This is a genomic window from Streptomyces sp. NPDC041713 (genome assembly GCF_055591085.1).
Genome location: NZ_JBVIZY010000005.1, coordinates 627014 through 651435, shown reverse-complemented (window position 1 = coordinate 651435; position 24422 = coordinate 627014). Strand labels below are relative to the sequence as shown.

Genomic DNA, 24422 nt, shown 5'->3' with positions numbered 1-24422 from the left:
CGGCGGCGTGCGGTCAGGCCGCGCGGCGGCGCAGCAGGCGGAAGGCGGCGTAGACGGCGGCGGCCGTGAGGGCGAGCACGATTCCGCTCTCCACGAGCTGGAGCGGCCAGAAGTGCGACGAGGGATGGAACTCCGCGTACCAGCCGGTGACTTGGTGGTCGGCGGCGCACCGCTCGGGGTCGGGGCCCCAGCACAGCGATTCGGGCAGCCGTCCCCCGTCGGCGGTGAGCAGACCCCGCTCCACGGGGAGGCCGAAGGGGGGCGTGGCGGGCGGCCCGGTCCTCGACCAGGTGACCGTCTCGGTCGGCCACAGACGCGAGCGCAGCAGCGGCAGCGCGGCGACCGCGCCGGCGGTGACGGCCACCGCGGCCGCGATCGCGGGCAGCGTCCGGCGCAGCAGGAGCCCGGCGAGCGCCCCGACGGCGAGGCCGAGCAGGGCGTACGCCAGGGCGACCGGGCCCACCGAGCCGTAGATCGCCCGCTCGTACCAGGGGCCCCTGGAGTACGCGTGGTCGGGCCCGGTCGTCCAGGCCCAGCGCTGGACGGCGACGAGCACGGTCGTCCCGGCGGCCACCAGCGCGGCGCACACGAGGAGGCGGTCGGCGAGCCAGCGGGCCGGTGTGACCGACTGGGTCCAGCCCAGCTTGTACGTGCCGGTCTCCAGCTCCCGCCCGACGAGCGGCCCCGCGACGAACGCCCCGATCAGACAGGGCAGCGCGAGCAGGCCCATGCCCAGGTAGTCGAGGTTCCGGTCGAGCTGCAGCTCGGCGTCGAGGTAGCCGCGGACCGAGCCGCCGCACTCCCGCGTGGTGTGCCGGATCGAGCAGTCGGACGCGGTGAAGACGTCGGCCGCGTGGGCGACCCACAGCCGGTCGGCGATCAGCGCCGCGGCGGCGAGCGCGAACAGCGCGACCGTGATCCACAGGGCGGTGCGGTGCTGGCGCAGGACGGCCCGGAAGGGGCCGGGCAGGGAGAGGCCGGTGCGGCCGCCGCGTGCCTCGGCTGGTGCGGACGCGGGGTTGGGCGCGGACCCGTTCTCGGGTGCGGGCATCAGGGTGGTCACGCGGTCACCGCCGGAGTGGCGGGGGTGGTGCCCGGCGTCAGCAGCGGCGCGGTGTCCGGGGTGCGCAGATGGGCGAGCAACAGCTCCTCCAGGGAGGGTTCTTGGACGTCCCAGGCGTCGCCGACCGGGCCTTCGGGGCGGATCATCGCCGACAGGCCGCGGCCGGTGGGCCGGGACTCGACGACGGTGTGCGGGTGCAGCCGGTCGACGGGTCCCGGCCCGGTGACCAGGCGGTGTGCGCCGATCAGATCGTCGATGCCGCCGCCGAGGCGGATGCGCCCCGCGGCGATGAGCAGCAAGTGGTCGCAGGACTCGGCGAGTTCGCCGACGATGTGCGAGGACATCACGACCGTCGTGCCGTGCTCGGCGGCCTCGGCCATCAGCGTGCCCATGAGCTGGTGCCGGGCGAGCGGGTCGAGGTCGGCCATCGGCTCGTCCAGGAGCAGCAGTTCGGCGCGTTTGCCGAGGGCGAGCGCGAGCGCGACGCGGGTGCGCTCTCCGCCGGAGAGGGTGCGGACGCGGGCGCCCATGTCGAGGCCCCCGTCGCCCACGACGCGTTCGGCGACGGCGGCGTTCCAGCGCCCCGGGTTGAGCTCGGCACCGAGCCGCAGGGTCGCCGCCACGGTCAACTGCGGGTGGAGCGGCTTGTCCTGGGCCACGTACGCGACCCGGGTGCGGGCCTCGGCGGGGTGCGTGCCGAGGACGGAGAGGGTGCCGGCGGTGGGCCGGTCGAGCCCCGCGGCGAGCGCGAGCAGGGTCGACTTGCCGGCGCCGTTCGGCCCGACGACCGCGCAGACGCGTCCGGCGGGCAGGCGGAACGAGCAGCCGTCCAGGGCGGTTCGGCTCCGGCTCCGGCTCCGGCCGTGCTGTTTGGTCAGTCCGTTCGCCTCGATGGCGGTGTCGGTCACGCGGGGTCCCCCTCGGTAGGTGTTGTCGCCGCTGCCGGTACGAACTGCTCGTCCAGTACGGCGGTGAAGAGCGCCGCGACGTCGTCCCGGTCCAGGCCGGCCCGCCGGGCCCGTGCGGCCCACTCGACGAGCTCGCCCCGCAGCGGTGAGTCGGCCGGTGCGTGGCCGAGCGTGCGGCGCACGAAGGTGCCGAGCCCGCGCCGGGCCTCGACCAGGCCCTCCCGCTCCAGCTCGCGGTAGGCCTTCAGCACGGTGTTCGGATTGATGGCGGTGGCCTCGACCACCTCGCGGGCCGTGGGCAACTTGTCGCCGGTCTCCAACAGGCCCAGGCGCAGGGCCTGTTGGGTCTGCTGGACGATCTGGAGATAGGTGGCGACGCCGCTGCGCCGATCGATCCGGTACTCGAGCACTGCCTTTCCACCACCCTTTCACTAATTGAGTAGTGAAAGGGTGGTGGAAGGGTGGGCGTGAGTCAAGAGGGCGGTGCGAAATGGGGCGTGGGGAAGGGGGAGGGGGAGGGGGCGCGGTACGAGGTAGGAACGACCGAAGGGCGCGGCGTTCCATTCCAGGAACGCCGCGCCCTTCGGTGATACGTCGCCGGGCTCAGGACTCGGTGCGGTACATCAGGTCCGTCTCGTGGGTGACGAAGCCGAGTCGCTCGTAGACGCTGACGGCCGCCTTGTTGTCCGCGTCCACGTACAGCATCGCGGTCGGCAGGCCGGCCTGCGCGAGGTGGCGCAGGCCGGTCGTGGTCAGGGCCTTGCCGAGGCCGCCGCCCTGCGCGCCGGGCCGCACGCCGACCACGTACACCTCGCCGAGACGTTCCTCCGCGTGCACCTTCGTCCAGTGGAAGCCGACCAGTTCGCCGTCCTTCTCCGCGAGGAAGAAGCCCGCTGGGTCGAACCACGCCTCCGCCTTGCGGTCGTCCAGGTCGCGCTGGGTGAGGGAGCCCTGCTCGGGGTGGTGGGCGAAGGCCGCGGCGTTCACCGCGAGCCAGGCCGCGTCGTCCTGGCCGGGCACGAAAGTGCGGAGGGTGACGCCCGCGGGCAGGACCGGGTCGGGCAGGTCCAGGTCGGCCAACGAGCGTCGCATCTGGCGCAGTTCGCGGAACAGGGCGAGACCGAGGACCTGGGCGAGGTGCCGGGCGGCGGAGTGTCCGCCGTGCGCCCAGACGCGCAGGCGGCGGCCGGACTCGGCGAGCAGGGCCGCGCCGAGCGCCCGGCCGTGCCCGCGGCCGCGGTGGGCGGGGTGCACGACGAGTTCGGCGGCGGGCGCCTCGATGGGGTCGGTGTCCTCCAGCTGTGCGTAGCCGACGAGGTCGTCGCCGACGCCGAGCAGCAGATGCCGGACGCCTTCGCGGGCGCCGCCGCGCAGTTGCAGCCGCCCCTGCTCGGACACCGCCTGCTGCCCGTCCGTACGGGCGGCCTCGGCGAGCAGCGCGAGTACGGCGTCGGCCTGGGCGGGGGAGAGGGCGGTGAGGGTGTCGATCGTCCGGAGGGGGGCGGGGGAGGCGGGCTCGGCGGGGTGGTGGTCAGTCATAATCCCGAGCGTATTCGGGCGGGGGCGCCTTTGGGGGTGGGGGCATCGCGCTGCGCGCCCGCGTCCTCAAACGCCGGACGGGCTTGGGACCCGGGCTCGCCTCTCGGGTGCGGGCCGGTGGGTGGCGGTATCGCGCTCCGCGCTCGTCCTCAAGCGCCGGACGGGCTGGATCTTGTACGACGGACGGGCTGGATTTTGTCTGCGGGCCGGTGGGTGGCGGTATCGCGCTGCGCGCTCGTCCTCAAGCGCCGGACGGGCTGGATCTTGTACGACGGACGGGCTGGATTTCGTCTGCGGGCCGGTGGGTGGCGGTATCGCGCTCCGCGCTCGTCCTCAAGCGCCGGACGGGCTGGATCTTGTACGACGGGCGGGCTGGATTTTGTCTGCGGGCCGGTGGGTGGCGGTATCGCGCTGCGCGCCGCGTAGCGGGCACGCGGGGGGTGTGCGTGCCGGGCAGGGGATGGGGCGGGTGGGTGGGGAAGACCCCGCGGAGCGGGGACGCGGGGCGGGAACGTGCCGGTTCAGGAGGGCCCCGTCACCGCCCCCCGCGCAACGCCCCGGATGGAAACCAGGATGTGACCCCCAACCCCCTGTCGACCTACGCGCGTTGACCCTAGGCTTCCCGACGGTCCCACTTCACGCCCACGACCCCCGGGGGAACTCGTGTCCGGCAGCACAGCAAAGCACCGAAGGCCCAGGCGCCGAGCCACCCGCGTCCTCGCCGTGGCGGCGGGCCTCGCCACCGCCGGCGCGATGGCCGCCGCGCTGCCCGCCGGCGCGGGGCAGGACCACACGAAGCAGGCCCACACGGCACAGGACCACACGACGCAGGCCCACCCCCGCCACGGCCAAAGCGCCGCCGCAACACACCGCACGGTCGACGTCCAACTGCTCTCCTTCAACGACTTCCACGGCAACCTCCAGCCCCCCGCCGGCTCCTCCGGCCAGGTCACGGAGAAGCAGCCCGACGGCACCGAGAAGAAGATCGACGCCGGCGGCGTCGAGTACCTCGCCACGTCGCTGCGCACCGCCCGCAAGAGCCACCCCTACACCGTCACCGCCGCCGCCGGCGACCTCATCGGCGCCAGCCCGCTGCTCTCCGGCCTCTTCCACGACGAGCCCACCGTCGAGGCCATGAACAAGCTCGACCTGGACGTCACCAGCGTCGGCAACCACGAGTTCGACGAGGGCGCCAAGGAGCTGTCCCGTATCCAGAACGGCGGCTGTCACCCCAAGGACGGCTGCTTCGAGAAGGACGGGCACGGCAAGGGCAAGAAGTTCAAGGGCGCCGACTACCCGTACCTCACCGCCAACGTCACCGACGAGAAGACCGGCAAGCCACTCCTCAAGCCCTACTGGGTGTGGAAGCACAAGGGCGTGAAGATCGGCTTCATCGGGGTCACCCTGGAGGGCACCCCGGACATCGTCTCCGCCGACGGCGTCAAGGGGCTGAAGTTCCACGACGAGATCGAGACCGTCAACAAGTACGCGAAGGTCCTCGACAAGCAGGGCGTGAAGTCCATCGTCACCCTGATCCACGAGGGCGGCGTCCCGGCGAGCCAGGCGTACAACTACGACTGCGACTCCCCGGCCGCGGGCGGCGGCATATCCGGCCCGATCACCGACATCGCCAAGGGCATCACGCCCAAGGTCGACGCCCTCGTCACCGGGCACACGCACAACGCGTACGTCTGTACGATCCCCGACCCGGCCGGCAAGCCCCGCATGGTGACCTCGGCGTCCTCGTTCGGGAAGCTCTACACGGACACCACCCTCACGTACGACCGCAGGACCAGGGACATCGTGCGGACCGGCGTGAAGTCCGCGAACCACGTGGTCAGCCGCGAGCAGGCCAAGGCCCCGGACATGACCTCGCTCATCGCCCGCTGGGACAAGCTCGCCGCGCCGGTCGCCGACAAGCCCGTCGGCTACATCTCGGCGGACATCCCCGGCCGCGGCGCCACCTCCCCCGAGTCCCCGCTCGGCGACCTCATCGCCGACGCGCAGCTCGCGCACGCCAAGTCCCTCGACCCGGAGGCCGATCTCGCCCTGATGAACCCGGGCGGCATCCGCTCCGACATCGTCTACAAGGCGAGCGGCAAGGAGGGTGACGGCGTCGTTACCTACGGCGAGGCGTTCACCGTCCAGCCGTTCAGCAACACGGTCAATCTGGTCGACCTGACCGGCGCGCAGCTCGTCACCGGACTGAAGCAGCAGGTCAGCGGGGGCAATCAGGCCTCGCCGAAGATCCTTCAGGTCTCGGACGGGCTGACGTACACGCTGGACATGACCAGGACCGGCGCGGACCGCGTCGTCGCCGACACCGTCAAGCTGAACGGAAAGGCCATCGACCCGGCCGCCACCTACCGCGTCGCGATGAACTCCTTCCTCGCGGGCGGCGGCGACGGCTTCGCGGAGCTCGGCAAGGGCACGAAGCCGCTGGTCGGCAGCGACGACCTGAAGGCGTTCAGCGATTACATGATCGCCAACTCCTCGGCGGACAAGCCGATCGCGCCGCCCGGCGCGGACCGGATCACGGTCGTGAAGTAGTGGATGTCACTCGGGCGGAAACCGGGCGTTACCGGGTGTAAGGCTTGGGGTGGGGTGTGAACGTATGGTGAGATCACTTGATGCGTTCCCCCCACCGCATAGCCCCGCGTCCTTCGAATGCCCCGCCGGCCGACCGTATCGAAAGCTCCCCCGGCTCCCGCAGCTCAAGCAGCTCTGACCGCTCGACCGACACCGCCGAGCTGCCCGCCGCCACGTACGCCAACCCGTACGAAGAGCTGGCCGCGCTCGCGCCGAACCCGCTGGAGGAGTTCCTCCACGAGGAGAAGGACGCGCCGGAGGCCGAGGCCCCCTGGACGCCGCCGAACCACCGCCGCGGCAGCCGTCGCAACCGGGGCCGCAGCCGCCGCCGCACCCGTTTCGCCGGGCTGCCGATCGCCGTGAAGGCCCTGGTCGCCGTCCTGGTGGCCGCCGCGTTCCTCACCCTCGGCGACCGCTGGGCGCTGCTCTACGCCGAGCACGAGGCCGCGGAGAAGCTCAAGGACCAGATGCACCTGAGCGCGGCGCCCGAGGTCGACATCGAGGGCTTCCCCTTCCTCACCCAGGTCTTCGACAAGCGCGTCGACAAGGTGAAGGTGACCGTCCCGGACGTCGCCGCCGACCGGGTCTCGCTGGCCAAGGTCTCCGCGACCGGCACGGACGTCACGATCGACGGCGACGGGCCCACCTCGATCACCGGCGCGCACATCGGCCGCATGCAGGGCGAGGTGCTGCTCTCCTTCGACGACCTCAACCGTGAACTGGGCGCCTCCCAAGTCACGTTCACCGGCCGCGGCCACGACCAGGTGCTCGCCCGCGGCACGCTGCCCGTCGCCGGCCACGACCTGAAGGTCCGCGCGGACGCCCGTATCCAGCGCAACGGCGACCGCGGCATCTCCACCGACATCGGCGGCATGCGCCTGCAACTCGGTGACCTCGCGACCTACCGTCCCGGTACGCGCGAGAAGGAGGGCCTGCACCTGTCGCAGAAGTCCGCCGACCGCGTCGCGAAGGAGACGGCCAAGGCGAAGGCGCTGCTCTCCGTGCCGTCCATCGTCCAGCGGCTCGGGGTGCCGCAGAAGGTGGTCCGCAGCGCCCTGAAGAGCGACACGAAACTCAACAAGCTGACCGGTTCGGCGAAGTTCGTGAACGACGTGATGGGCCTGAACCTCATCGACGTCGCGATGGGCCACCCCGAACTCCTCAAGAAGCTCGGCCTCGACCCCGCCCTCCTCGAAGGCCTCTCCCAGCTCACTCGCCCCGTCTTGGCCGACCGCCTGACCCTCGCCTTCCAACTGCCAAAGCTGCCCGGGGACGGGACGATGGCGCTGCGGGACGTGAAGGTCGAGAAGGAGGGCATCCGGGTCCGCATCGAGGGCTCGGGAATCGGCCTCGGCCACTGAGCGGACGCGCCGCGCCGGCGGCGCTAGGCGGTCTCCGAGCGGAAGCCGGGGGCCAGCTGCTGCTCGGCCAGGCCGTAGTAGTGCCGGAAGTTGTAGATCAGCGGGCGCCAGGCGGCGGGGTCGACGTACTGCGTGCCGGGGACCATGACGGCCGCGGCGGCGTGGACGTGGACGACGGCGCACTCCACGGCCCGGAACTCGCCCCGGGGCCCGACCGGCGTGACGCTCCGCACGGTGGCCTCCAGCTGCAGCGGGCACTCGGCGACCCGCGGCGGCCCGACCGCCACGGAGTCCTCGGGGTGCAGACCGGCGGCGGCGAACTTGTCCGGCTCGTGGCGGAAGACCCCGCGCTTGGCCTCCGGCACCGGGAACGCGCCGGTGAGCGGGGCGAGCCGCTCCACCGCGGGCCACAGGTCGGGCGAGGGCAGATTGATGACCAGCTCATGCCGGTCCGCGAGATTGGCGCCGGTGCGGCCCCCGGAACCGAGCCCGAGCACGATGGTGTGACCGAGCGCCCAGAGCGACGAGATGGGCGCGAGATTCGCCGTGCCGTCGGGGTTCGTGGTGGTCAGCAGGGCGACGGGGGTGCCGAAGTAGAGGATCTTGGGGGATACGGAGAGGTGGCCCGTGGCGGTGCCGGCCGCCGCCGGGATCGTGGCGTTGTCCATGTCCGGAACGCTAGGGTCCCGACGCTTCGGTGCCGGCCGAAGCGTCGGGTACGTCGGGCCTTCGGCAGGATGCCGGGCCCGCGGCTCACGGAGCCGACGGCGTCTCCGGCGGAGGCGTGGGCGCCCCCGGCAGCCGTACCGACGCCTCCGTGCCGCCGCCGTCCGCCGCCCGCAGCGCCACCTCTCCGCCGCACTGGTGGACCGTGCGCGCCACGATCGACAGGCCGAGGCCCGAGCCCGGCAGGGAGCGGGCGGAGGGGGAGCGCCAGAAGCGGTCGAAGACGTGCGGGAGTTCGTCGGCGGGGATGCCCGGGCCATGGTCCCGCACCGTGAGGTGGCCGCGGTCGAGGGTGACCTCCACCGTGCCGCGCGGCGGGCTGAACTTCACCGCGTTGTCCAGGATGTTGACGATCGCCCGCTCCATCGCGGGCGGCTCCGCGCGCACGTACCAGGGCGCCAGCTCCGCGGTGATCGTCAGCTCGGGGCCGCGCAGCCGCGCCCGCTCGATGGCGGCCCTGGTGAGCTCGTGCAGGGCGATCACCTGGATCTTGCCGCTGCCGTCCGCCGCGTCGGGGCGGGACAGCTCCTGCAAGTCGCCGATGAGCGCGGCCAGTTCGGTCATCTGCGCGGTCACGGAGGCGAGCAGCGCCTTGCGGTCCTCGGGCGGGATGGCCCGGCCCGTCTCCTCGCTGCGGGCGAGGAGTTCGATGTTGGTGCGCAGCGAGGTGAGCGGCGTCCGCAGCTCGTGGCCCGCGTCGGCGATCAGCTGCTGCTGGAGGTCGCGGGAGGACGCCAGCGAGGCGGTCATCGAGTTGAAGGACTCCGACAGGCGGGCGATCTCGTCGTCGCCCTCCACGGGGATGCGGAGGTCGAGGTCCTCCGTGCGGGCCACGTGTTCCACGGCGGCGGTGAGCCGGTCGACCGGGCGGAGCCCGGTGCGGGCCACCCAGAGGCCGGCGGCGCCGGCGCCGAGGACGCCGATGCCGGCGACGAAGACGAGGATCAGGGTGAGGTTGTTCAGTGTGTCCTCGACCTCGCTGAGAGGTCGTGCCGCGGAGACCGCGTACGGCGTGCCCTCCAGCGGGTACGTGAACACGCGGTACTTGGTGCCGTTGGACGCGGTGGCGTCGTGGAACGCGTTGCGGGCGTCCCGTCGGGCCACCTCGGTGTCCTGCTGGTCGAGCTCGACGGGTTGCGTGCCCAGAACGACGCAGCTGCCGCCGGTCTGGTCCACGACCTGCACGGTCTGCTTGAAGAGGTTCGGCGCCTCGTTCTGTCCGACGATCGTGCGACGGCACTGGCCGTTGTCGTCGATCATTCCGCGTACCCAGGTGTCCTGCACGCGGTTCTCACTGAGTGCGTCGTCCAGTGAGTCCACCAGAGCGTCGCGTACGACGAACCAGCACACCGCCGCCGCCGCCGCCACCGCCACCGCGACCGCCGTCGCCACGAGCAACGCCAGCCGCGAGCGCAACGGCAACCCGCGGAACCGCCGTACGACCCCGCTCACTCGCCGCCCCGCAGCACGTACCCCACGCCCCGCACCGTGTGCACCAGACGCGGTTCGCCGCCCGCCTCCGTCTTGCGGCGCAGGTACATCACGTACACGTCCAGGGAGTTGGACGACGGCTCGAAGTCGAAGCCCCACACCGCCTTGAGGATCTGCTCGCGGGTGAGGACCTGGCGCGGGTGGGCGAGGAACATCTCCAGGAGCGTGAACTCCGTACGGGTCAGCTCCACCGTCCGCGGGCCCCGGGTCACCTCGCGCGTGGCCAGGTCCATCCGCAGATCGGCGAAGGCGAGGACGTCGCCGTCGGCCGCCTGCCCGGCCGGCGCGTACGAACTGCGGCGCAGCAGCGCCCTGATGCGGGCGAACAGCTCGTCCAGCTCGAAGGGCTTGACCAGGTAGTCGTCGGCGCCCGCGTCGAGCCCGGTGACGCGGTCGCCGACGGTGTCGCGCGCGGTCAGCATCAGGATCGGCGTGGTCGACCCGGTGGCGCGGAGCCTGCGCGCGGCGGTGAGGCCGTCCATGCGGGGCATCTGGATGTCGAGCACGACGAGGTCGGGACGGTACGCCGCGAACTTGTCGAGCGCGTCGGCGCCGTCGACGGCGACCTCCGTGCCGTACCCCTCGAAGGCGAGGCTGCGGCGCAGCGCCTCGCGCACGGCGGGTTCGTCGTCCACGATCAGGATGCGCAGCTGCTCGCGGTCACCGGTGCGGTCGCCTTCGGCGGGGCTCATGGGCTTCGGACTTCCTCGGGTACGGGGTGGACGGGGCCGGTATCAGCCTCGCACGCGGGCGCCGGGGTCAGAGGCAGGGTCAGAGTCGGGATCAGGATCAGGTCTGCGAGCCGGACCGCAGCTTGCCGAGGTCGGCCTTGACCGTGTCGACGGGAATGGCGAAGCCGAGGCCCACGCTGCCGGACGCGGAGTCGCCGGTGCCCTGGCTCCCCGACGTACTGGGCGAGTACATCGCCGAGTTGATGCCGATGATGTTGCCGTTCATGTCGATCAGCGCACCGCCGGAGTTGCCGGGGTTGAGCGACGCGTCGGTCTGCAGCGCCTTGTACGTGGTCTTCGACGAGCCGGTGTCGCCGTTGAACTCCTGGCCGCCGAACTCGAACGGCCACTCGCCGCGCGGGTTCTGCTGCTGCTCCTGGCCGTCCCCCGTGGACACCGTGACGTCGCGGTCGAGCGCGGAGACGATGCCGCTGGTGACCGTGCCGGTCAGGCCCTCGGGGGAGCCGATGGCGACGACCTCGTCGCCGACCTTCACGTTGCCGGAGTTGCCGAAGGTCGCGGGCTTCAAGCCGGACGCGTCCTTCAGCTGGATGAGCGCCAGGTCCTTCTTGCTGTCGGTGCCGACGATCTCGGCCTCGTACGTCTTGCCGTCGTTCGTCCGCACCTTGATCGAGGTGGCGCCGGCGACGACGTGGTTGTTGGTGACGATCTCGCCGTCGCTCTTGGTGATCACACCGGAGCCGGTCGACTTGCCCTGCCCGGTCGACGCGCTGATCTCGACGATGCTGGGGCTGACCGCCTCGGCGACCCCGGAGACGGTGCCCCTCTTGCTCGTCGGCACGACGTCCGTGGAGGTGGCGGAGGAGCCGCCGCCGGGGTCGGTGAGCGTCTGCACGGCGTAGGCGGTGCCGCCGCCGACCGCGGCCGCCGCGATGGCGACGGCGGCGAGCAGGGCCATCGGCCCCTTCGCGCGGCGCCGGCGCGGCGCGGGCCCGGGGCCGGGCTCCCGCGGGGCTTCCGGCGCATGAGCGGGCGGGGGCGGGTAGGCACCGTGCGCGTACGCACCGTGCGCGTACGCGCCCTCCGTACCGCCGTGGTGCACAGGCGCTGACGACTGCTGCTGGGGGTACTCGCCGCTGTGGCGGAAGCTCTCGGTCATGAACATGAGCTTGTCCGGCGTACATGAGAGCTGCCTGAGTACGTCCTGAGAAGCCCGGCAGAAGTGCGTATGCCCGATATAAAGCCGTGCCGCTGAGCCCGGAACCTTACGCGTGACGCGGCTACGCGCACCCACAGGACTGCCGCACGACCAGCCGGGACGGGAACAGCTTCAGCCGCTCCCGGCGCGAGCCCGCGACCCGAAGACCGTCGTCCAGGACCAGGTCGACCGCCGCGCGCGCCATCGCGGGCCGGTCCGACGCCACCGTCGTCAGCGGCGGATCCGTGAGGCCCGCCTCCTTGACGTCGTCGAAGCCGGCGACGGCGAGCCCGCCCGGCACGTCGATGCGCAGCTCGCGCGCCGCCCGCAGGATGCCGATGGCCTGGTCGTCCGTCGAGCAGAAGATCGCGGTGGGCCGGTCGGGCCCGGCGAGCAGCTCAAGGCCCACCTTGTACGCGTCGTAACGGTTGTACGGCGCCTCGAAGAGGCGGCCCTCGACCGACAGGCCGGCCTCCCCCATCGCGCGCCGCCAGCCCTCGACGTGGTCGGAGACAGGGTCGCCGACGGTCGGGGTCTCGGCGGTGCCGCCGAGACACGCCACGTACGCGTGGCCGTGCTCCAGGAGGTGGCGGGTGGCGAGCTGCGCGCCGCCGAGGTCGTCCGTGACGACGGCGACGTCGTCGATGGCCTCGGGCCGCTCGTGCAGCAGCACCACACGCGCGTCCCACGCGTCGATCTCGGCGGCGGCCTGGTCGGTCAGGCCGTGGCTGACGAGGATCAGGCCGGAGACCCGCATGCCGAGGAAGGCGCGCAGATAGTGCGTCTCGCGCTCTTCCACGTAGTCGGTGTTGCCGACCAGGACCATCTTTCCGCGCTCGGACGCCGCCTGTTCGACGGCGTGCGTCATCTCCGCGAAGAACGGCTGACGCGCGTCCGGCACGATCATGCCTATGAGGTCCGTGCGCCGGGACGCCATGGCCTGGGCGACCCGGTCGGGCCGGTAGCCCAGCTCCTTGATCGCTGCGAGTACCCGCTCGCGCGTGGCCGGGGCGACCGGCCTGGGTCCGTTGTTGATGACGTAACTGACGACCGCGGTCGAAGTACCCGCAAGTCGTGCCACGTCATCCCGAGTCACCTTGGCCACGCGCGGAGTCTACGCGGATGGAACTACCGCTGGGCAGGGCGTACGGCAGCTTCCTTCGCGGCGGTCTCCGCACCGCGCGAGACGCCCGTCGTCCCCCTGCCGCCGTTCCCCGCGGCCCGGGACGCCGCGGCCTTCGCCTTCTCCTCCTCGGCCGCGCGTTCGACCTTCTCCGGCACGACGAACCGGTATCCGACATTGCGGACCGTGCCGATCAGCGACTCGTGCTCGACGCCGAGCTTCGCCCGGAGCCGCCGCACGTGCACGTCGACCGTGCGCGTACCGCCGAAGTAGTCGTAGCCCCACACCTCCTGGAGCAGCTGGGCGCGGGTGAAGACCCGGCCGGGGTGCTGCGCCAGGTACTTGAGCAGCTCGAACTCCTTGAAGGTGAGGTCGAGGACCCGGCCCTTCAGCTTCGCGCTGTACGTCGCCTCGTCCACGGAGAGATCGCCGTTGCGGATCTCCATCGGGGAGTCGTCGGAGGTGATCTGCTGGCGGCCCATCGCGAGCCGCAGCCGCGCCTCGACCTCGGCGGGGCCCGCCGTGTCGAGGAGCACGTCGTCGATGCCCCAGTCCGCGGTGACGGCCGCGAGGCCGCCCTCCGTGACGACCAGGACCAGCGGACAGCCGGGCCCGGTGGAGCGCAGCAGCTGGCAGAGGCTGCGCACCTGCGGCAGATCGCGGCGGCCGTCGACGAGGATGACGTCCGCTCCGGGGGTGTCGACGAGGGCGGGCCCCTCCGCGGGGGCGACGCGCACGTGGTGAAGGAGCAGGCCGAGAGCGGGGAGCACCTCCGTCGACGGCTGGAGGGCATTGGTCAGGAGCAGCAGCGAGCTCACCGCCGACCACCTGCCCGGGTCGTCCGACTGTCGTGCACGTTTCGCTCGCCCATAACGTCTGGTTCCTCCTCGGTCCCTGCGAGGACGTATGCGGCACTGCTTCGTACTTCAGGTTCGTACTTCAGCTTCGTGCTTGTCGTCCGCCCGCGCCCGGGGGCCGGAAAGCACGAAAGGACCCGGGGGCTGCGCTGCCCGGATCCTCTGCCAAGGAGAATAGCCCACATGAGTTCCGGTCCGGCAGGTCAATCGGCGCGATCTTCTGTGCCGCCGCTCACGCACGGTCAGCGCGGCGTTCAGCGGCGGGCCACCCTCCGTACACGGGACGGGGTCGCCATCGAGGCCGCCCTCGACCCCGGGCCCGACCCCGCGGGCGAGGTCGCGATCGTCGTCGCGCACGGCTTCACGGGCGACCTGTCCCGGCCCCACGTGCGCCGCATCGCGGGCGTCCTTTCCCAGCGTGCGGCCGTGATCACCTTCTCGTTCCGGGGGCACGGGCGCTCCGGCGGGCACTCCACGGTCGGCGACCGCGAGGTGCTCGATCTGGCGGCGGCCGTCGCCTGGGCGCGCTCGCTCGGGTACGCGCGGGTGGTGACCGTGGGTTTCTCCATGGGCGGTTCCGTGGTGCTGCGGCACGCCGCGTTGCACAGGGGGCGCACGGAGGCGCGGACCGACGCGGTGGTCGCGGTGAGTGCCCCCGCCCGGTGGTACTACCGGGGTACGGCGCCGATGCGGCGGCTGCACTGGGTGGTGACGCGTCCCGCGGGACGCGCGGTCGGCCGGTTCGGACTCAGGACGAGAATCCACCCGCACGAGTGGGACCCCGTGCCCCTTTCGCCCGTCGAGTCCGTTCCGCTCATCGCCCCGACCCCGCTGCTCGTGGTGCACGGCGACCGGGACCCGTACTTCCCGGTCGACCACCCCCGGATGCTGGCCGCGGCCGCCGAGGGCGGGGCCGAACTCTGGCTGGAGGAGGGCATGGGGCACGCCGAGCACGCCGCCACCGACGAGCTCGTCGGACGGATCGCCGCGTGGGCCACGGCATCATGGACGTCGGCAACCGCCGACTGAAAGGGGAGTCGCATGGTGAACGGCACCATTCGTTACTGGGCCGCTGCCAAGGCGGCCGCGGGCGTCGCCGAGGAGCCGTACGCGGCGGCGACGCTGGCTGACGCGCTGGAGGCCGCACGTGAGCGGCACCCCGGCGAACTCGTCCGGGTCCTGCAGCGCTGCTCCTTCCTGGTCGACGGCGACCCCGTCGGGACCCGCGGGCATGAGACCGTACGGCTGGCCGAGGGCGGCACGGTCGAGGTGCTCCCGCCGTTCGCAGGAGGATGAGCACCATGTCCAATCAGCCCTACGAGGGGTACGAGGGGTACGACCCGTACGCGCAGCAGCGGTACGACGAGCAGCGGCGGTACGCCGAGCACCAGCAGCACCAGCAGCACCAGCAGCACCAGCAGCAACAGCCGTACCCGGAGTATCAGCAGGACCAGCCGCAGCAGCAGCCGTATCCGGAGCATCAGCAGCACCAGCAGTACCCGGACCAGCAGGGGTACTACGCCCAGCAGCAGCCCTATCCCCAGCAGCCGTACTACGCCGAGCCGCAGCAGTACGCCCCTCAGGACCAGTACACCCAGCAGTGGCAGGGGCAGACCTGGGAGACGCAGGTGCAGCCGCCCGTCGCCGCCGTGGACGTGACGGAGACGGCATACCTGCCCGCGCAGGGCGCGAACGAGCACCAGCAACCGGCACCCGCCGCCGAGCCGACCGCCGCCGAGCCGTCCGCGGCCGCGCCGTCCGCCTCCGGTGACGGTCCCACCTACGGGCCCGCCACCACCACCGGCAATACCCGCGTCACCGACGCCCAGCGGGCCCGCGCCGAGGGGCGGTCGCCGGTCATAGAGCCCGGCATGCAGCCCGCCGCGCTGACCGCGCTGCTCGGGCTGCTCCTCGCCGCGGGCGCGGCCGTCGGCTCGTACGCGCTGCTCGTCCCGCTGGTGCTCCTGCAGGCCGTGACCGCCGCCGGCTGGTTCCGGCTCAACGGGATGTGGCCGGCCCGGCAGGGCATCGCGCTCGCCTTCCTCGGCGGGGCCGTCGCCGACGGCGCGCTGCTGGCCGCCGGCAAGGAGAACGCGCCCGCCGCCATCCTCGGCACCCTCGGCGTGTGGGTGCTGTTCGTGCTGGTCCTGCAGTTGCGCAGCCGCGCGGGCGCGGACGAGCGGATGTACGGGCTGATGGCCACCGTCACCTCCTCCGCGCTCGCGATCGTCGCCGCCGGGCACCTCGCGGCCGCCGGTGACGCGGTCACCGTGGGCGGCATCGCGGTCGCCGTCGCGGTCCTCGCCCGCGCGCTGCCGCTGCCCACGCCGGCCTCCGTGGTCGTGGCGCTCCTCGCCGCGGCCGGCGCGGGGGTCGCCGTCGGCGGCATGACGGACTACGGCAGCAAGGGCGCGCTGCTCGGCCTCGGCGCCGGGGTGTGCGCGCTGATCGGGCACCGCGTCGCCAGTTACGACTACCCGTCCCGCTTCGTGCACATGACGGCGGGCGTCGCGCTGCCCCTGGCGGCCGCAGCCCCGGCCGTCTACGTGCTGGGCCGCGTCGTCGGCTGAACCGATCGTCACAGCTGATCGACGGATCCCCGGCCGAACTCTTCGGCCGGGGATCCGTCCTTTAGGCTCGCCGGAACGACAGTCGACTCGGGGGACAAGGTGGGGGAACGCCGGACATGAGCAAGCGCGCCGTACGAATACTGCTGATCGTCGTGGTCGTCCTCGGAGGGCTCTTCGTGGCGGCCGACCGGCTCGCCGTGAGCTTCGCCGAGGACGAGGCGGCGGACAAGATGCGGACCAGCGAGGGGCTGAGCGAGACGCCCGACGTCTCCATCAAGGGCTTCCCCTTCCTCACCCAGGTCGCGGGCGGTGAGCTCGACGACGTGGAGGTCGGCATCAAGAACTACGACGCGAAGTCCGGGTCCGACTCCATCCGCATCGCCGACCTCACGGCCCACATGAAGGGCGTGAAGTTCTCCGGCGACTACAGCTCGGCGACGGCCGCGACCGCCACCGGCACCGCGCGCGTCTCCTACGACGAGCTCCTGAAGGCCAGCAAGTCCGAGCCGGTCGACCTGCCGCTCGGCGCCACCGGCAAGGTCGTCGGCCTCTCCGACGGCGGCAACGGCAAGATCAAGGTCGAGGTCGAGGTCAGCAAGGGCGGCGCGAAGCTCCCGAAGCCCGTCGACGTGCTCAGCTCGGTGCGGGTCGAGGGCGACGACATCCGGGTGCACGCCGACCGGATCCCGAAGAACCTCGACGTCCTCGGCGTCTCCATCCCGCTGCCCGAGGGCATGGTCCGCAATGTCACCGACTTCAACCAGAAGATCGACGACCTGCCGGCCGGCATCAAGCTGCAGAAGGTCGAGGCGGCCCCGGACGGCGTGGACATGTCCGTGACCGGCACCGACGTGCGGCTGGCCGGCTGACGCCCGCGCACCCCCTCGTCCCGCAGTACGAGACGGGCCCGTCCGGCGGGCGGATGTGACGCGGGCCGCACCGGGCCCGGGGCCCCACAGGGGCGGCTCCGGAGTTCAACGAATCCCGCATCGTGGACGATCCCGTCTCACCATGCGGAGCACCGGTGACACGGCCGCCCCTCCGTCCCTACGATCGGACGCATGCAACGACAGGCGGACCTCACGAAGCGGCGGGCAGTCGACCTGTGCCGCGTCGCCGCCATGCTCTGTCGCACCTTCTAGCGAGGGCCTCACCCCCTCGTTTCCCCGGGCCTGTCCGACGCCCATCCGGCAGGCCGCCCCCGCGCCGCCGTACGTACGCCACCCGTGCCTCCCCGCACCACCGGCCCGTACCGGGCGCCCCCTCGTGCACCGCAGCACGCCCGCACCGCACCGCCGTAACTGCCCCGGAGGAGAAAAAACATGAGCCGCAGCGACGTCCTGGTAGACGCCGACTGGGTCGAGGCCCACATCGATGACCCCAAGGTCGTCATCGTCGAGGTCGACGAGGACACCTCCGCGTACGACAAGAACCACATCAAGAACGCGATCCGGATCGACTGGACCAAGGACCTCCAGGACCCGGTCCGCCGTGACTTCGTCGACCAGGAGGGCTTCGAGAAGCTCCTCTCCGGCAAGGGCATCGCGAACGACTCCACCGTCGTCCTCTACGGCGGCAACAACAACTGGTTCGCCTCGTACGCCTTCTGGTACTTCAAGCTCTACGGCCACCAGGACGTGAAGCTCCTCGACGGCGGCCGCAAGAAGTGGGAGCTCGACTCCCGCGACCTGGTCGACGGCGCCGAGGTCCCCAGCCGTCCGGCCACCGAGTACAAGGCCAAGGCCCAGGACACCTCGATCCGCGCCTTCCGCGACGACGTCGTGGCGGCCATCGGCGCGAAGAACCTGGTCGACGTGCGCTCGCCCGACGAGTTCTCCGGCAAGCTGCTCGCCCCGGCCCACCTCCCGCAGGAGCAGTCGCAGCGCCCCGGCCACGTGCCGAGCGCCCGCAACATCCCGTGGTCGAAGAACGCCAACGACGACGGCACCTTCAAGTCCGACGACGAGCTCAAGGCCCTCTACGAGGACGAGCAGGTCGACCTCGCCAAGGACACGATCGCCTACTGCCGCATCGGTGAGCGTTCGGCCCTGACCTGGTTCGTCCTGCACGAGCTGCTCGGTCAGACCAACGTCAAGAACTACGACGGCTCCTGGACCGAGTACGGCTCGCTCGTCGGCGTGCCGATCGAGCTCGGCGCCAACAAGTAGCCCCGCCCGACCTTCCCTCTTCCCATCCCCTCAGGAGTACCCATGTGTGGAGCAAAGGCCGGCGGCCCCGACGCTTCGACGATCAAGCCCGGTGAGACCACGATCCAGGGCCAGGTGACCCGCGACGGCGAGCCCGTCACCGGTTACGTGCGCCTGCTCGACTCGACCGGCGAGTTCACCGCCGAGGTCCCCACCTCGGCCACCGGACAGTTCCGCTTCTACGCCGCCGAGGGCACGTGGACCGTCCGGGCGCTGATCCCCGGCGGCACGGCCGACCGTACGGTCGTCGCCCGGACGGGCGGTCTCGCGGAGGTCGCGATCGCGGTCTGACCGCGCAGCGCGGTCCGCACACCGCGCCGAGAACGGCTGAAGGGCCGCACCCCAGGGGGTTGGACGCCACTGGAACGGGGTGCGGTCCTTCGGCTTGCGGTGCGTCCTTCGGCCTGCGGTGCGGTCCTTCGGCTCGCGCCGGCCTGCCGATGCCGGGGCTCACCGCTTGCGTTTGCCGTCCAGCTCGTCCCACCACTCGTCGGACTTCGCGTCCCCGCTGGGATCGTCCCACCAGCGGTCGTCGGGGCCGCGCCGGTTCGCCGTCATCGCGGCCAGCGGCGGTATCACCATCGCCACGACGCACATGCCGACGGCGACGGGGACCGACCACAGCCGCACGACGCCCCAGGCCAGGACGAAGAGGCCGATGCAGGTCCCCATCATGGCGAAGTACACATGGCGCCTACGCGCGTACATACACCCACCGTACGCCGCGAGGGACCTCACAGAGAGGGACGGGCGCCGCCCGACTACAGTGGGACCGGCTCTGCATACCCGTCCCACCGCTCACCGAGGAGCACCCCGTGCTTGAGGTTTTCTTCTCCACCCTGCTGATTCTCGTCTGCCTGGGCGTTCTCGCCTTCGCCGGCCTGAGCGTGAAGAAGCTGTACCAGGGTCAGCGCTGAGCCCCGTACACCCCCTAGAGATCGCCTGAGCTTCCCATGATCGAGATTCCGTCCGACCTGAACCCCGACCTCGTCCCCCTCGCCTTCCTCCTCGGCAACTGGGCGGGCGCGGGCGTCACCGACTTCCCCGGCGCCGAGAAGGCGAATTTCGGCCAGGAGGTCTCCTTCACGCACGACGGCCGGGACTTCATCGAGTACCGCTCGTACACCTGGGTGCTCGACGCCGAGGGCAACAAGGTGAAGCCCCTGGAGTCCGAGTCCGGCTTCTGGCGGATCGACAAGGACCGCAAGGTCGAGGTCGTGATGGTCCGCGACGACGGTGTCGTCGAGGTCTGGTACGGCGAGCTGGCCGACAAGAAGCCGCAGATCGACCTGGCCACCGACGCCGTCGCCCGCACCGCCGCCTCCGGCCCCTACACCGGCGGCAAGCGCCTCTACGGCTATGTGAAGGGCGACCTGATGTGGGTCGGCGAGAAGCAGACCCCCGAGGTGCCGCTGCGGCCGTACATGTCGGCCCAGCTGAAGAAGGTCGTCACCCCCGAGGAGGTCGCCGACATGGCGCGCAACCTCGGCGATCTGCCCGACGACGGCATCGCCTTCTTCAAGTAGACCCGAACACCAGGGCCTAGACTTCTCGGTGTGGCGAGCACCGACTCCGACTGGAAGAGCGACCTGCGTCAGCGCGGTTACCGGCTGACGCCGCAGCGTCAGCTTGTCCTGGAGGCCGTCGACGCCCTGGAGCACGCGACCCCCGACGACATCCTCTGCCAGGTGCGGAAGACGGCGTCGGGGGTCAACATCTCCACGGTCTACCGCACGCTCGAGCTCCTGGAGGAGCTGGGCCTGGTCAGCCACGCCCACCTCGGGCACGGCGCGCCCACGTACCACCTGGCCGACCGCCACCACCACATCCACCTGGTGTGCCGGGACTGCACGGACGTCATCGAGGCGGACACCTCGATCGCTGCGGAGTTCACCGACAAGCTGCGCGAGACCTTCGGCTTCGACACCGACCTGAAGCACTTCGCGATCTTCGGGCAGTGCGAGAAGTGCCGGGGCGGCGTGGAGGACTCGGGCGGCGCGGGCGGTTCGGCCCAGGAATAAGCGGGGGCGCGCGCAGGTCGTAGTCTTTGTGAACATGAAGAGCCCCCTGTTGTCCCTGCCCGGCGCCGTCCCCGCCGAGGGCGTGGACGAAGGCGTCGCCGCCCACTACGGCGAACTGTTCCGTGAGCAGCGCGCCCTCGCCGACGGCACCGGTTTCGTCGACCTCTCGCACCGCGGCGTGCTCACTGTGACCGGGCCCGACCGGCTGAGCTGGCTGCACCTGCTGATCACCCAGCACGTCAGCGAGCTGCCGACGGGACAGGCCACCGAGGCGCTGATCCTCTCCGCCAACGGCCACATCGAACACGCCCTGTACCTCGTCGACGACGGCGAGACCGTCTGGGCGCACGTCGAGCCCGGCACGCAGGACGCGCTCATCGCGTACCTGGAGAGCATGAAGTTCTTCTACCGCGTGGAAGTCGCCGACCGCACCGACGAGTTCGCCCTCGTCCACCTGCCGGCCGGTTCGATCGCCGCGGTCCCGGACGGCGTGGTCGTACGCGAGACCGCGCACGGCCGCGACCTGTTCCTGCCCCGCATGGACCTCGCCTCGTACGCCGCCGAGAACGGCCCCGCGGCCGGGCTCCTCGCCTACGAGGCGCTGCGCGTCGAGGCCCACCGGCCGCGCCTCGGCTTCGAGACCGACCACCGCACCATCCCGCACGAGCTGGGCTGGATCGGCAGCGCGGTGCACCTGCAGAAGGGCTGCTACCGGGGCCAGGAGACGGTCGCCCGCGTCCACAACCTGGGGAAGCCGCCGCGCCGCCTGGTCTTCCTGCACCTGGACGGCAGCGAGGTGCACCTGCCGGCGGCCGGGACGCCGCTGCACCTGGCGAGCGAGGGCGCCGAGGGGCGCAAGCTCGGGTTCGTCACCACGGCCGTGCGCCACCACGAGCTCGGGCCGATCGCGCTGGGCCTGGTCAAGCGGAACGTGCCGCTGGACGCGGAGCTGATCGCCGGGGACACGGCCGCCGCGCAGGAGGTCGTGGTCGAGCCCTGACCTCGTCCGGGGCGGCGCCGGTCACCTCGTCCGGGGCGGCGTCAGTCACCTCGCCCGTGGCGGCGCCGCTCACATCTCCAGGAGCACCGTGAACGGGCCGTCGTTCGTCAGGCCCACCCGCATCTGCGCCCCGAACCGGCCCGTCGCCACCGTCGCGCCCAGCGCGCGCAGCTGGGCCACCACCTCGTCGACCAGGGGTTCGGCCACGTCGCCGGGGGCCGCCGCGTTCCAGGTGGGGCGGCGGCCCTTGCGGGCGTCGCCGTAGAGCGTGAACTGGCTGATGACCAGGAGCGGCGCGTCGATGTCGCTGCACGACTTCTCGTCGGCCAGCATGCGCAACGACCAGAGTTTGCGGGCCAGTTGGGCCGCCTTCTCCTTGGTGTCGTCGTGCGTGACGCCCACCAGGACGCACAGTCCCTCGCCGCTGATCTCGCCGACCGTCTCGCCCGCGACCTCGACGCTCGCGCCGTCGACCCGCTGTACCACTGCTCGCATACGGCCCATCATGCCGTGACGGGTGGGGCGCCCGGGACGCGGCCCCGATCCCCCCATCTGGGGCCGATTCCGGGCACTCGCTCACATAGCGGCCACTCGGGGTGGCACCATGCTCACACGCGACGCACACCCGCGGTGCGCCGCGTCGGCCGGTCGAGGGGACGGGTAAGGGCAGATGAGCACACCAAGTACGGGGCAGTCGCCCGGCCGTATCTCGCTGCGGCGTTCACAGGTCCCGCGGCCACCGGCCCAGCGCACGGGGATCCGCCCGCTGTCCGACGCACCCGAGCACGACCTGACGGCGCTGCGCCTGCCCGAGCTCCGTGAGCTGCGCAGGGCGGCACAGCAGGACGAGGCGGACCTCAGCTATCTGCGGCGGCTGCTGCAGGGGCGGATCGACATCCTGCGCGCGGAGCTTGCGACGCGGTCGGCGGGGGCGGCGGGTACGGGTGCGAGTGGTTCGGGTGAGGCCGGTGGCTCCGACGGCTCTGGTGCGGCCCCTGAGGCCCGTACGGCCGGTGGTACGGAGGGTGCCGACGCTCCCGGAGAGCCTGGCGCCCCCGCCGCTCCCCACGGTTCCACCGCTTCCGCCGCTTCCGCCGGTTCCGCCGGTTCCGTGGGGAAGGTCGTGAGCCGTCTCCCGGAGATCCTGACGGACGCCCCGGCCCGCCACCGTTCGTCGGCCCGGCACGTCACGCTGGGCACGCCGCACGGCGAGGAGTACCGCATGCTGGCCACGGAGATGCTCGCCGAGGTGGAGCTCTCCGACCTGGCGGCGCGCACGGACGACGAACTGCACACGGCGATGGGCCGCCTGGTCCGCCACGAACAGCAGGTGTCGCGCCGCCGCCAGCTCCTGCAGCGCACGACGGACGAGTGCAGCGCGGAGATCGCCCGTCGCTACCGGGTGGGCGAGGCGCAGGTCGACGACCTGCTGTCATAGGCGTACGGCACGGGGCGAGCCCCGGCCCCCCGCAGCCGGGGGCCGGGGCTCGTTTTGCGGCGGCTGACCGGACTCCCGGCTCCCCTCCGGATGGGAGCCCGGTCAACCGGGTCTGCGTGCGGGCGGGGCCCACCGTGCGGGCGAGGCTCGCCGTGCGGGCAGGTCAGCCCGATTGGGCGAGGAGCAGGACGAGGAGTCCGGCTCCCACACCGCTGAGCTTCACGTTCTGCGCCTTGATGCCGACGGTCAGCAGGATGAAGGCGACGATGCCGAGCGGACCGTACTTCCACTGGACGAGCTGCTCGAAACCGATGGCGAGGGCGGCGATGGCGAGGGCGATGAGCGGCATGACGTTCCCTCCTTCGGGATCGGGGCGGTGGACCCCGTTCAGCTGGTACCAACTGCTGAAGTTGGCCACCAACTTCAACTGAGTTATCTCCGCTGGGAGTCGACTCATAACCACCTTTCTTACAACTCCCCTAAGATGGCGCGAAGTTGTACTGTTTGGTTGTGAGCACCGAACACGCCGCAGTCGACGGGCGCAAGCGGACGCAGCGGTCCCACCGCGAGGTGGCCGACGTGCTGCGCGACCGGATCAGGTCCGGATCACTGCGGGCGGGGCAGCGCATGCCCACCCAGGCCGAGCTGGCCGACGAGTTCGGTGTGGAGCGCGGGACGGTGCGTGAAGCACTGCGCGTCCTGCAGCGCGAGCATCTGCTGTCCAATGTGTCCAAGGGCAGCCCCGCCACGGTCGCGGACGCCTCGGAGCGCGCGCCGGCCCATCCCGGCGAGGTGCGCCCGCAGCCCACGATGGTCGGTCTGGCCCCACGCATCACGGCCGCCTTCGACGCCCCGCACGTGGAGATAGACGCGCTGTGCCTGACGTCCATCTCCCTCACCATGGCCATCGGCGAACCGCTGCGGCAGATCCACGCGGGACAGCGCGAACCGGCCAAGGTCGACGTCCGGGTGCTGCTGCCCAGCCGGGACATCGACCTGGCCTTCCCCGCGCCGGTCGACAGCGGCGAGGACGAGGGCAGCGAGGTGCACCGGCGCTGGCTCGCACAGCGCAACGCGCAGGGCCAGGTGCTGCGCCACAACCTCCTCGCGCTGCGCTCCTCGCACGGCATCGACGTGTCGGTGCAGTTCCGCGCGCTGCCGTTCACGCCGCCGGTGAAGCTGTATCTGATCAACGGCACGGAGGCGCTCTTCGCCTACTACACGCTCACCAAGCGGGACGAGGAGATCGGCCAGGAATCCCTGGAGATGTACGACGCGCAGGGCACGCAGTCCATGCTGTTCCCGTTCCACCAGGGGGACGGGTTGCGGGACACGACCTTCGTGGAACAGTCCCACCTGTGGTTCAACGCGCTCTGGAACACGATCAGTCAGGACCTGGAGCTGGCTTCGCTCTGAGCCCGGTCAGCCGGCCGGGCCCGTCACCATCAGGGCGAGGACGACGGCGCCGATGGAGCTGCAGGTGGGGTTCTTCGCCTTCAGTCCCACGGTCAGCAGGAGGAGGCCCACGATGCCCATCGGGCCGTACTTCCACTGCACCAGCTGTTCCAGGGAGACGGCGACCACGGCTGCGAGGAGGGCGATGGCGGGCATGGTGGTTCCTCCTTCTGCCAACTTGAGT

28 protein-coding genes are annotated in these 24422 nt (G+C 71.7%); 14 read left to right on the top strand and 14 right to left on the bottom strand.

Going from position 1 to position 24422, the window contains the following annotated elements; translation table 11 throughout:
• Positions 1 to 13 precede the first annotated feature (13 nt).
• The 4 genes from ACZ6CV_RS19410 to mshD all read right to left on the bottom strand — a co-directional run bounded on the left by ACZ6CV_RS19410 (position 14) and on the right by mshD (position 3510).
• Positions 14 to 1063: a hypothetical protein gene (locus ACZ6CV_RS19410; RefSeq protein ID WP_469251974.1), complete on the bottom strand. Its 1050-nt coding sequence runs from the start codon at positions 1061 to 1063 to the stop codon at positions 14 to 16.
• Positions 1060 to 1971 carry an ABC transporter ATP-binding protein gene (locus tag ACZ6CV_RS19405; protein ID WP_469251973.1) on the bottom strand — a complete coding sequence of 304 codons (912 nt, stop codon included), beginning with the start codon at positions 1969 to 1971 and terminating at the stop codon, positions 1060 to 1062. Before ACZ6CV_RS19405 ends, ACZ6CV_RS19410 begins: the two co-directional genes overlap by 4 nt.
• Complete coding sequence (locus ACZ6CV_RS19400) at positions 1968 to 2381, bottom strand: GntR family transcriptional regulator (protein WP_469251972.1); 414 nt, start codon at positions 2379 to 2381, stop codon at positions 1968 to 1970. Before ACZ6CV_RS19400 ends, ACZ6CV_RS19405 begins: the two co-directional genes overlap by 4 nt.
• 193 nt (positions 2382 to 2574) lie before the next feature.
• Entirely contained in the window at positions 2575 to 3510 is a 936-nt protein-coding gene (mshD, locus tag ACZ6CV_RS19395) for a mycothiol synthase (protein WP_469251971.1), read from the bottom strand.
• Positions 3511 to 4173: 663 nt separating this feature from the next.
• Here mshD and ACZ6CV_RS19390 point away from each other — a divergent pair.
• Both ACZ6CV_RS19390 and ACZ6CV_RS19385 read left to right on the top strand, forming a co-directional pair.
• Positions 4174 to 6060: a bifunctional metallophosphatase/5'-nucleotidase gene (locus ACZ6CV_RS19390; protein ID WP_469251970.1), complete on the top strand. Its 1887-nt coding sequence runs from the start codon at positions 4174 to 4176 to the stop codon at positions 6058 to 6060.
• 80 nt (positions 6061 to 6140) lie between these two features.
• Complete coding sequence (locus ACZ6CV_RS19385) at positions 6141 to 7460, top strand: LmeA family phospholipid-binding protein (protein ID WP_469251969.1); 1320 nt, start codon at positions 6141 to 6143, stop codon at positions 7458 to 7460.
• Positions 7461 to 7483: 23 nt separating this feature from the next.
• On the opposite strand, the gene ACZ6CV_RS19380 is transcribed toward ACZ6CV_RS19385, so the two are convergent.
• The 6 genes from ACZ6CV_RS19380 to ACZ6CV_RS19355 all read right to left on the bottom strand — a co-directional run bounded on the left by ACZ6CV_RS19380 (position 7484) and on the right by ACZ6CV_RS19355 (position 13508).
• Positions 7484 to 8128: a flavin reductase family protein gene (locus ACZ6CV_RS19380; protein WP_469251968.1), complete on the bottom strand. Its 645-nt coding sequence runs from the start codon at positions 8126 to 8128 to the stop codon at positions 7484 to 7486.
• 85 nt (positions 8129 to 8213) lie between these two features.
• Positions 8214 to 9638: a sensor histidine kinase gene (locus ACZ6CV_RS19375; RefSeq protein WP_469251967.1), complete on the bottom strand. Its 1425-nt coding sequence runs from the start codon at positions 9636 to 9638 to the stop codon at positions 8214 to 8216.
• A complete protein-coding gene (locus tag ACZ6CV_RS19370) occupies positions 9635 to 10369 on the bottom strand; it encodes a response regulator transcription factor (protein WP_355819343.1) in 735 nt (244 codons plus the stop codon). The genes ACZ6CV_RS19375 and ACZ6CV_RS19370 overlap by 4 nt, the downstream gene beginning before the upstream one ends.
• A 97-nt stretch (positions 10370 to 10466) precedes the next feature.
• The gene (locus tag ACZ6CV_RS19365; protein WP_469251966.1) at positions 10467 to 11528 is read right to left on the bottom strand and encodes a S1C family serine protease; all 1062 of its coding nucleotides are present in this window, start codon (positions 11526 to 11528) and stop codon (positions 10467 to 10469) included.
• 121 nt (positions 11529 to 11649) lie between these two features.
• Entirely contained in the window at positions 11650 to 12672 is a 1023-nt protein-coding gene (locus ACZ6CV_RS19360; protein WP_355819335.1) for a LacI family DNA-binding transcriptional regulator, read from the bottom strand.
• Positions 12673 to 12695: 23 nt separating this feature from the next.
• On the bottom strand, positions 12696 to 13508 hold the full coding sequence (locus tag ACZ6CV_RS19355) for a response regulator transcription factor (RefSeq protein WP_362372083.1): 813 nt from the start codon (positions 13506 to 13508) through the stop codon (positions 12696 to 12698).
• A gap of 222 nt (positions 13509 to 13730) precedes the next feature.
• Between ACZ6CV_RS19355 and ACZ6CV_RS19350 the strand changes: the two genes are divergently transcribed.
• The 7 genes from ACZ6CV_RS19350 to ACZ6CV_RS19320 all read left to right on the top strand — a co-directional run bounded on the left by ACZ6CV_RS19350 (position 13731) and on the right by ACZ6CV_RS19320 (position 18615).
• Positions 13731 to 14576 carry an alpha/beta hydrolase gene (locus ACZ6CV_RS19350; protein ID WP_469251965.1) on the top strand — a complete coding sequence of 282 codons (846 nt, stop codon included), beginning with the start codon at positions 13731 to 13733 and terminating at the stop codon, positions 14574 to 14576.
• A 12-nt stretch (positions 14577 to 14588) separates the two neighbouring features.
• Positions 14589 to 14843 carry a MoaD/ThiS family protein gene (locus ACZ6CV_RS19345; RefSeq protein ID WP_469251964.1) on the top strand — a complete coding sequence of 85 codons (255 nt, stop codon included), beginning with the start codon at positions 14589 to 14591 and terminating at the stop codon, positions 14841 to 14843.
• Positions 14844 to 14848: 5 nt separating this feature from the next.
• Entirely contained in the window at positions 14849 to 16117 is a 1269-nt protein-coding gene (locus tag ACZ6CV_RS19340) for a hypothetical protein (RefSeq protein ID WP_469251963.1), read from the top strand.
• A gap of 116 nt (positions 16118 to 16233) precedes the next feature.
• Positions 16234 to 16986, top strand: a complete 753-nt coding sequence (locus ACZ6CV_RS19335) for an LmeA family phospholipid-binding protein (protein ID WP_469251962.1) — start codon at positions 16234 to 16236, stop codon at positions 16984 to 16986.
• A 192-nt stretch (positions 16987 to 17178) separates the two neighbouring features.
• Positions 17179 to 17259 (top strand): putative leader peptide, encoded by an 81-nt coding sequence (locus tag ACZ6CV_RS19330; RefSeq protein ID WP_351007875.1) that lies wholly within the window; start codon positions 17179 to 17181, stop codon positions 17257 to 17259.
• A 180-nt stretch (positions 17260 to 17439) separates the two neighbouring features.
• The gene (locus ACZ6CV_RS19325) at positions 17440 to 18285 is read left to right on the top strand and encodes a sulfurtransferase (protein ID WP_469251961.1); all 846 of its coding nucleotides are present in this window, start codon (positions 17440 to 17442) and stop codon (positions 18283 to 18285) included.
• Between the two features lie 42 nt (positions 18286 to 18327).
• Entirely contained in the window at positions 18328 to 18615 is a 288-nt protein-coding gene (locus ACZ6CV_RS19320) for a DUF1416 domain-containing protein (protein ID WP_062773190.1), read from the top strand.
• 159 nt (positions 18616 to 18774) lie between these two features.
• Here ACZ6CV_RS19320 and ACZ6CV_RS19315 read toward each other — a convergent pair whose 3' ends face one another.
• Complete coding sequence (locus tag ACZ6CV_RS19315) at positions 18775 to 19032, bottom strand: DUF3099 domain-containing protein (RefSeq protein ID WP_469251960.1); 258 nt, start codon at positions 19030 to 19032, stop codon at positions 18775 to 18777.
• 245 nt (positions 19033 to 19277) lie between these two features.
• Between ACZ6CV_RS19315 and ACZ6CV_RS19310 the strand changes: the two genes are divergently transcribed.
• Genes ACZ6CV_RS19310 through ygfZ form a run of 3 tightly spaced genes read left to right on the top strand, consistent with a single transcriptional unit; the run spans position 19278 to position 21345 of the window.
• Entirely contained in the window at positions 19278 to 19850 is a 573-nt protein-coding gene (locus ACZ6CV_RS19310) for a heme-binding beta-barrel domain-containing protein (protein WP_355819309.1), read from the top strand.
• 30 nt (positions 19851 to 19880) lie between these two features.
• A complete protein-coding gene (locus tag ACZ6CV_RS19305) occupies positions 19881 to 20345 on the top strand; it encodes a Fur family transcriptional regulator (protein ID WP_469251959.1) in 465 nt (154 codons plus the stop codon).
• 34 nt (positions 20346 to 20379) lie between these two features.
• On the top strand, positions 20380 to 21345 hold the full coding sequence (ygfZ, locus tag ACZ6CV_RS19300; protein ID WP_469251958.1) for a CAF17-like 4Fe-4S cluster assembly/insertion protein YgfZ: 966 nt from the start codon (positions 20380 to 20382) through the stop codon (positions 21343 to 21345).
• Between the two features lie 69 nt (positions 21346 to 21414).
• On the opposite strand, the gene dtd is transcribed toward ygfZ, so the two are convergent.
• Positions 21415 to 21840 carry a D-aminoacyl-tRNA deacylase gene (gene dtd, locus ACZ6CV_RS19295; RefSeq protein WP_362372108.1) on the bottom strand — a complete coding sequence of 142 codons (426 nt, stop codon included), beginning with the start codon at positions 21838 to 21840 and terminating at the stop codon, positions 21415 to 21417.
• A 175-nt stretch (positions 21841 to 22015) separates the two neighbouring features.
• Between dtd and ACZ6CV_RS19290 the strand changes: the two genes are divergently transcribed.
• Positions 22016 to 22783 carry an RsiG family protein gene (locus tag ACZ6CV_RS19290; RefSeq protein WP_469251957.1) on the top strand — a complete coding sequence of 256 codons (768 nt, stop codon included), beginning with the start codon at positions 22016 to 22018 and terminating at the stop codon, positions 22781 to 22783.
• A 163-nt stretch (positions 22784 to 22946) separates the two neighbouring features.
• On the opposite strand, the gene ACZ6CV_RS19285 is transcribed toward ACZ6CV_RS19290, so the two are convergent.
• Entirely contained in the window at positions 22947 to 23132 is a 186-nt protein-coding gene (locus ACZ6CV_RS19285) for a hypothetical protein (RefSeq protein ID WP_358777833.1), read from the bottom strand.
• 155 nt (positions 23133 to 23287) lie between these two features.
• Here ACZ6CV_RS19285 and ACZ6CV_RS19280 point away from each other — a divergent pair, with 155 nt between their 5' ends.
• Positions 23288 to 24199, top strand: coding sequence for a winged helix-turn-helix domain-containing protein (locus ACZ6CV_RS19280; RefSeq protein ID WP_469251956.1), 912 nt, complete (start codon positions 23288 to 23290; stop codon positions 24197 to 24199).
• Positions 24200 to 24205: 6 nt separating this feature from the next.
• Here ACZ6CV_RS19280 and ACZ6CV_RS19275 read toward each other — a convergent pair whose 3' ends face one another.
• Positions 24206 to 24394: a hypothetical protein gene (locus ACZ6CV_RS19275; protein WP_362372117.1), complete on the bottom strand. Its 189-nt coding sequence runs from the start codon at positions 24392 to 24394 to the stop codon at positions 24206 to 24208.
• Between the last annotated feature and the right edge of the window lie 28 nt (positions 24395 to 24422).

Bases quoted from the DNA above. Each gene is read 5' to 3' on its own strand.
- mshD (WP_469251971.1), bottom strand. From the start codon at position 3,510: ATGACTGACCACCACCCCGCCGAGCCCGCCTCCCCCGCCCCCCTCCGG.
- ACZ6CV_RS19385 (WP_469251969.1), top strand. From the start codon at position 6,141: ATGCGTTCCCCCCACCGCATAGCCCCGCGTCCTTCGAATGCCCCGCCG.
- ACZ6CV_RS19380 (WP_469251968.1), bottom strand. From the start codon at position 8,128: ATGGACAACGCCACGATCCCGGCGGCGGCCGGCACCGCCACGGGCCAC.
- ACZ6CV_RS19370 (WP_355819343.1), bottom strand. From the start codon at position 10,369: ATGAGCCCCGCCGAAGGCGACCGCACCGGTGACCGCGAGCAGCTGCGC.
- ACZ6CV_RS19365 (WP_469251966.1), bottom strand. From the start codon at position 11,528: ATGACCGAGAGCTTCCGCCACAGCGGCGAGTACCCCCAGCAGCAGTCG.
- ACZ6CV_RS19350 (WP_469251965.1), top strand. From the start codon at position 13,731: ATGAGTTCCGGTCCGGCAGGTCAATCGGCGCGATCTTCTGTGCCGCCG.
- ACZ6CV_RS19345 (WP_469251964.1), top strand. From the start codon at position 14,589: ATGGTGAACGGCACCATTCGTTACTGGGCCGCTGCCAAGGCGGCCGCG.
- ACZ6CV_RS19340 (WP_469251963.1), top strand. From the start codon at position 14,849: ATGTCCAATCAGCCCTACGAGGGGTACGAGGGGTACGACCCGTACGCG.
- ACZ6CV_RS19335 (WP_469251962.1), top strand. From the start codon at position 16,234: ATGAGCAAGCGCGCCGTACGAATACTGCTGATCGTCGTGGTCGTCCTC.
- ACZ6CV_RS19330 (WP_351007875.1), top strand. From the start codon at position 17,179: ATGCAACGACAGGCGGACCTCACGAAGCGGCGGGCAGTCGACCTGTGC.
- ACZ6CV_RS19325 (WP_469251961.1), top strand. From the start codon at position 17,440: ATGAGCCGCAGCGACGTCCTGGTAGACGCCGACTGGGTCGAGGCCCAC.
- ACZ6CV_RS19320 (WP_062773190.1), top strand. From the start codon at position 18,328: ATGTGTGGAGCAAAGGCCGGCGGCCCCGACGCTTCGACGATCAAGCCC.
- ACZ6CV_RS19315 (WP_469251960.1), bottom strand. From the start codon at position 19,032: ATGTACGCGCGTAGGCGCCATGTGTACTTCGCCATGATGGGGACCTGC.
- ACZ6CV_RS19310 (WP_355819309.1), top strand. From the start codon at position 19,278: ATGATCGAGATTCCGTCCGACCTGAACCCCGACCTCGTCCCCCTCGCC.
- ygfZ (WP_469251958.1), top strand. From the start codon at position 20,380: ATGAAGAGCCCCCTGTTGTCCCTGCCCGGCGCCGTCCCCGCCGAGGGC.
- dtd (WP_362372108.1), bottom strand. From the start codon at position 21,840: ATGCGAGCAGTGGTACAGCGGGTCGACGGCGCGAGCGTCGAGGTCGCG.
- ACZ6CV_RS19290 (WP_469251957.1), top strand. From the start codon at position 22,016: ATGAGCACACCAAGTACGGGGCAGTCGCCCGGCCGTATCTCGCTGCGG.
- ACZ6CV_RS19285 (WP_358777833.1), bottom strand. From the start codon at position 23,132: ATGCCGCTCATCGCCCTCGCCATCGCCGCCCTCGCCATCGGTTTCGAG.
- ACZ6CV_RS19275 (WP_362372117.1), bottom strand. From the start codon at position 24,394: ATGCCCGCCATCGCCCTCCTCGCAGCCGTGGTCGCCGTCTCCCTGGAA.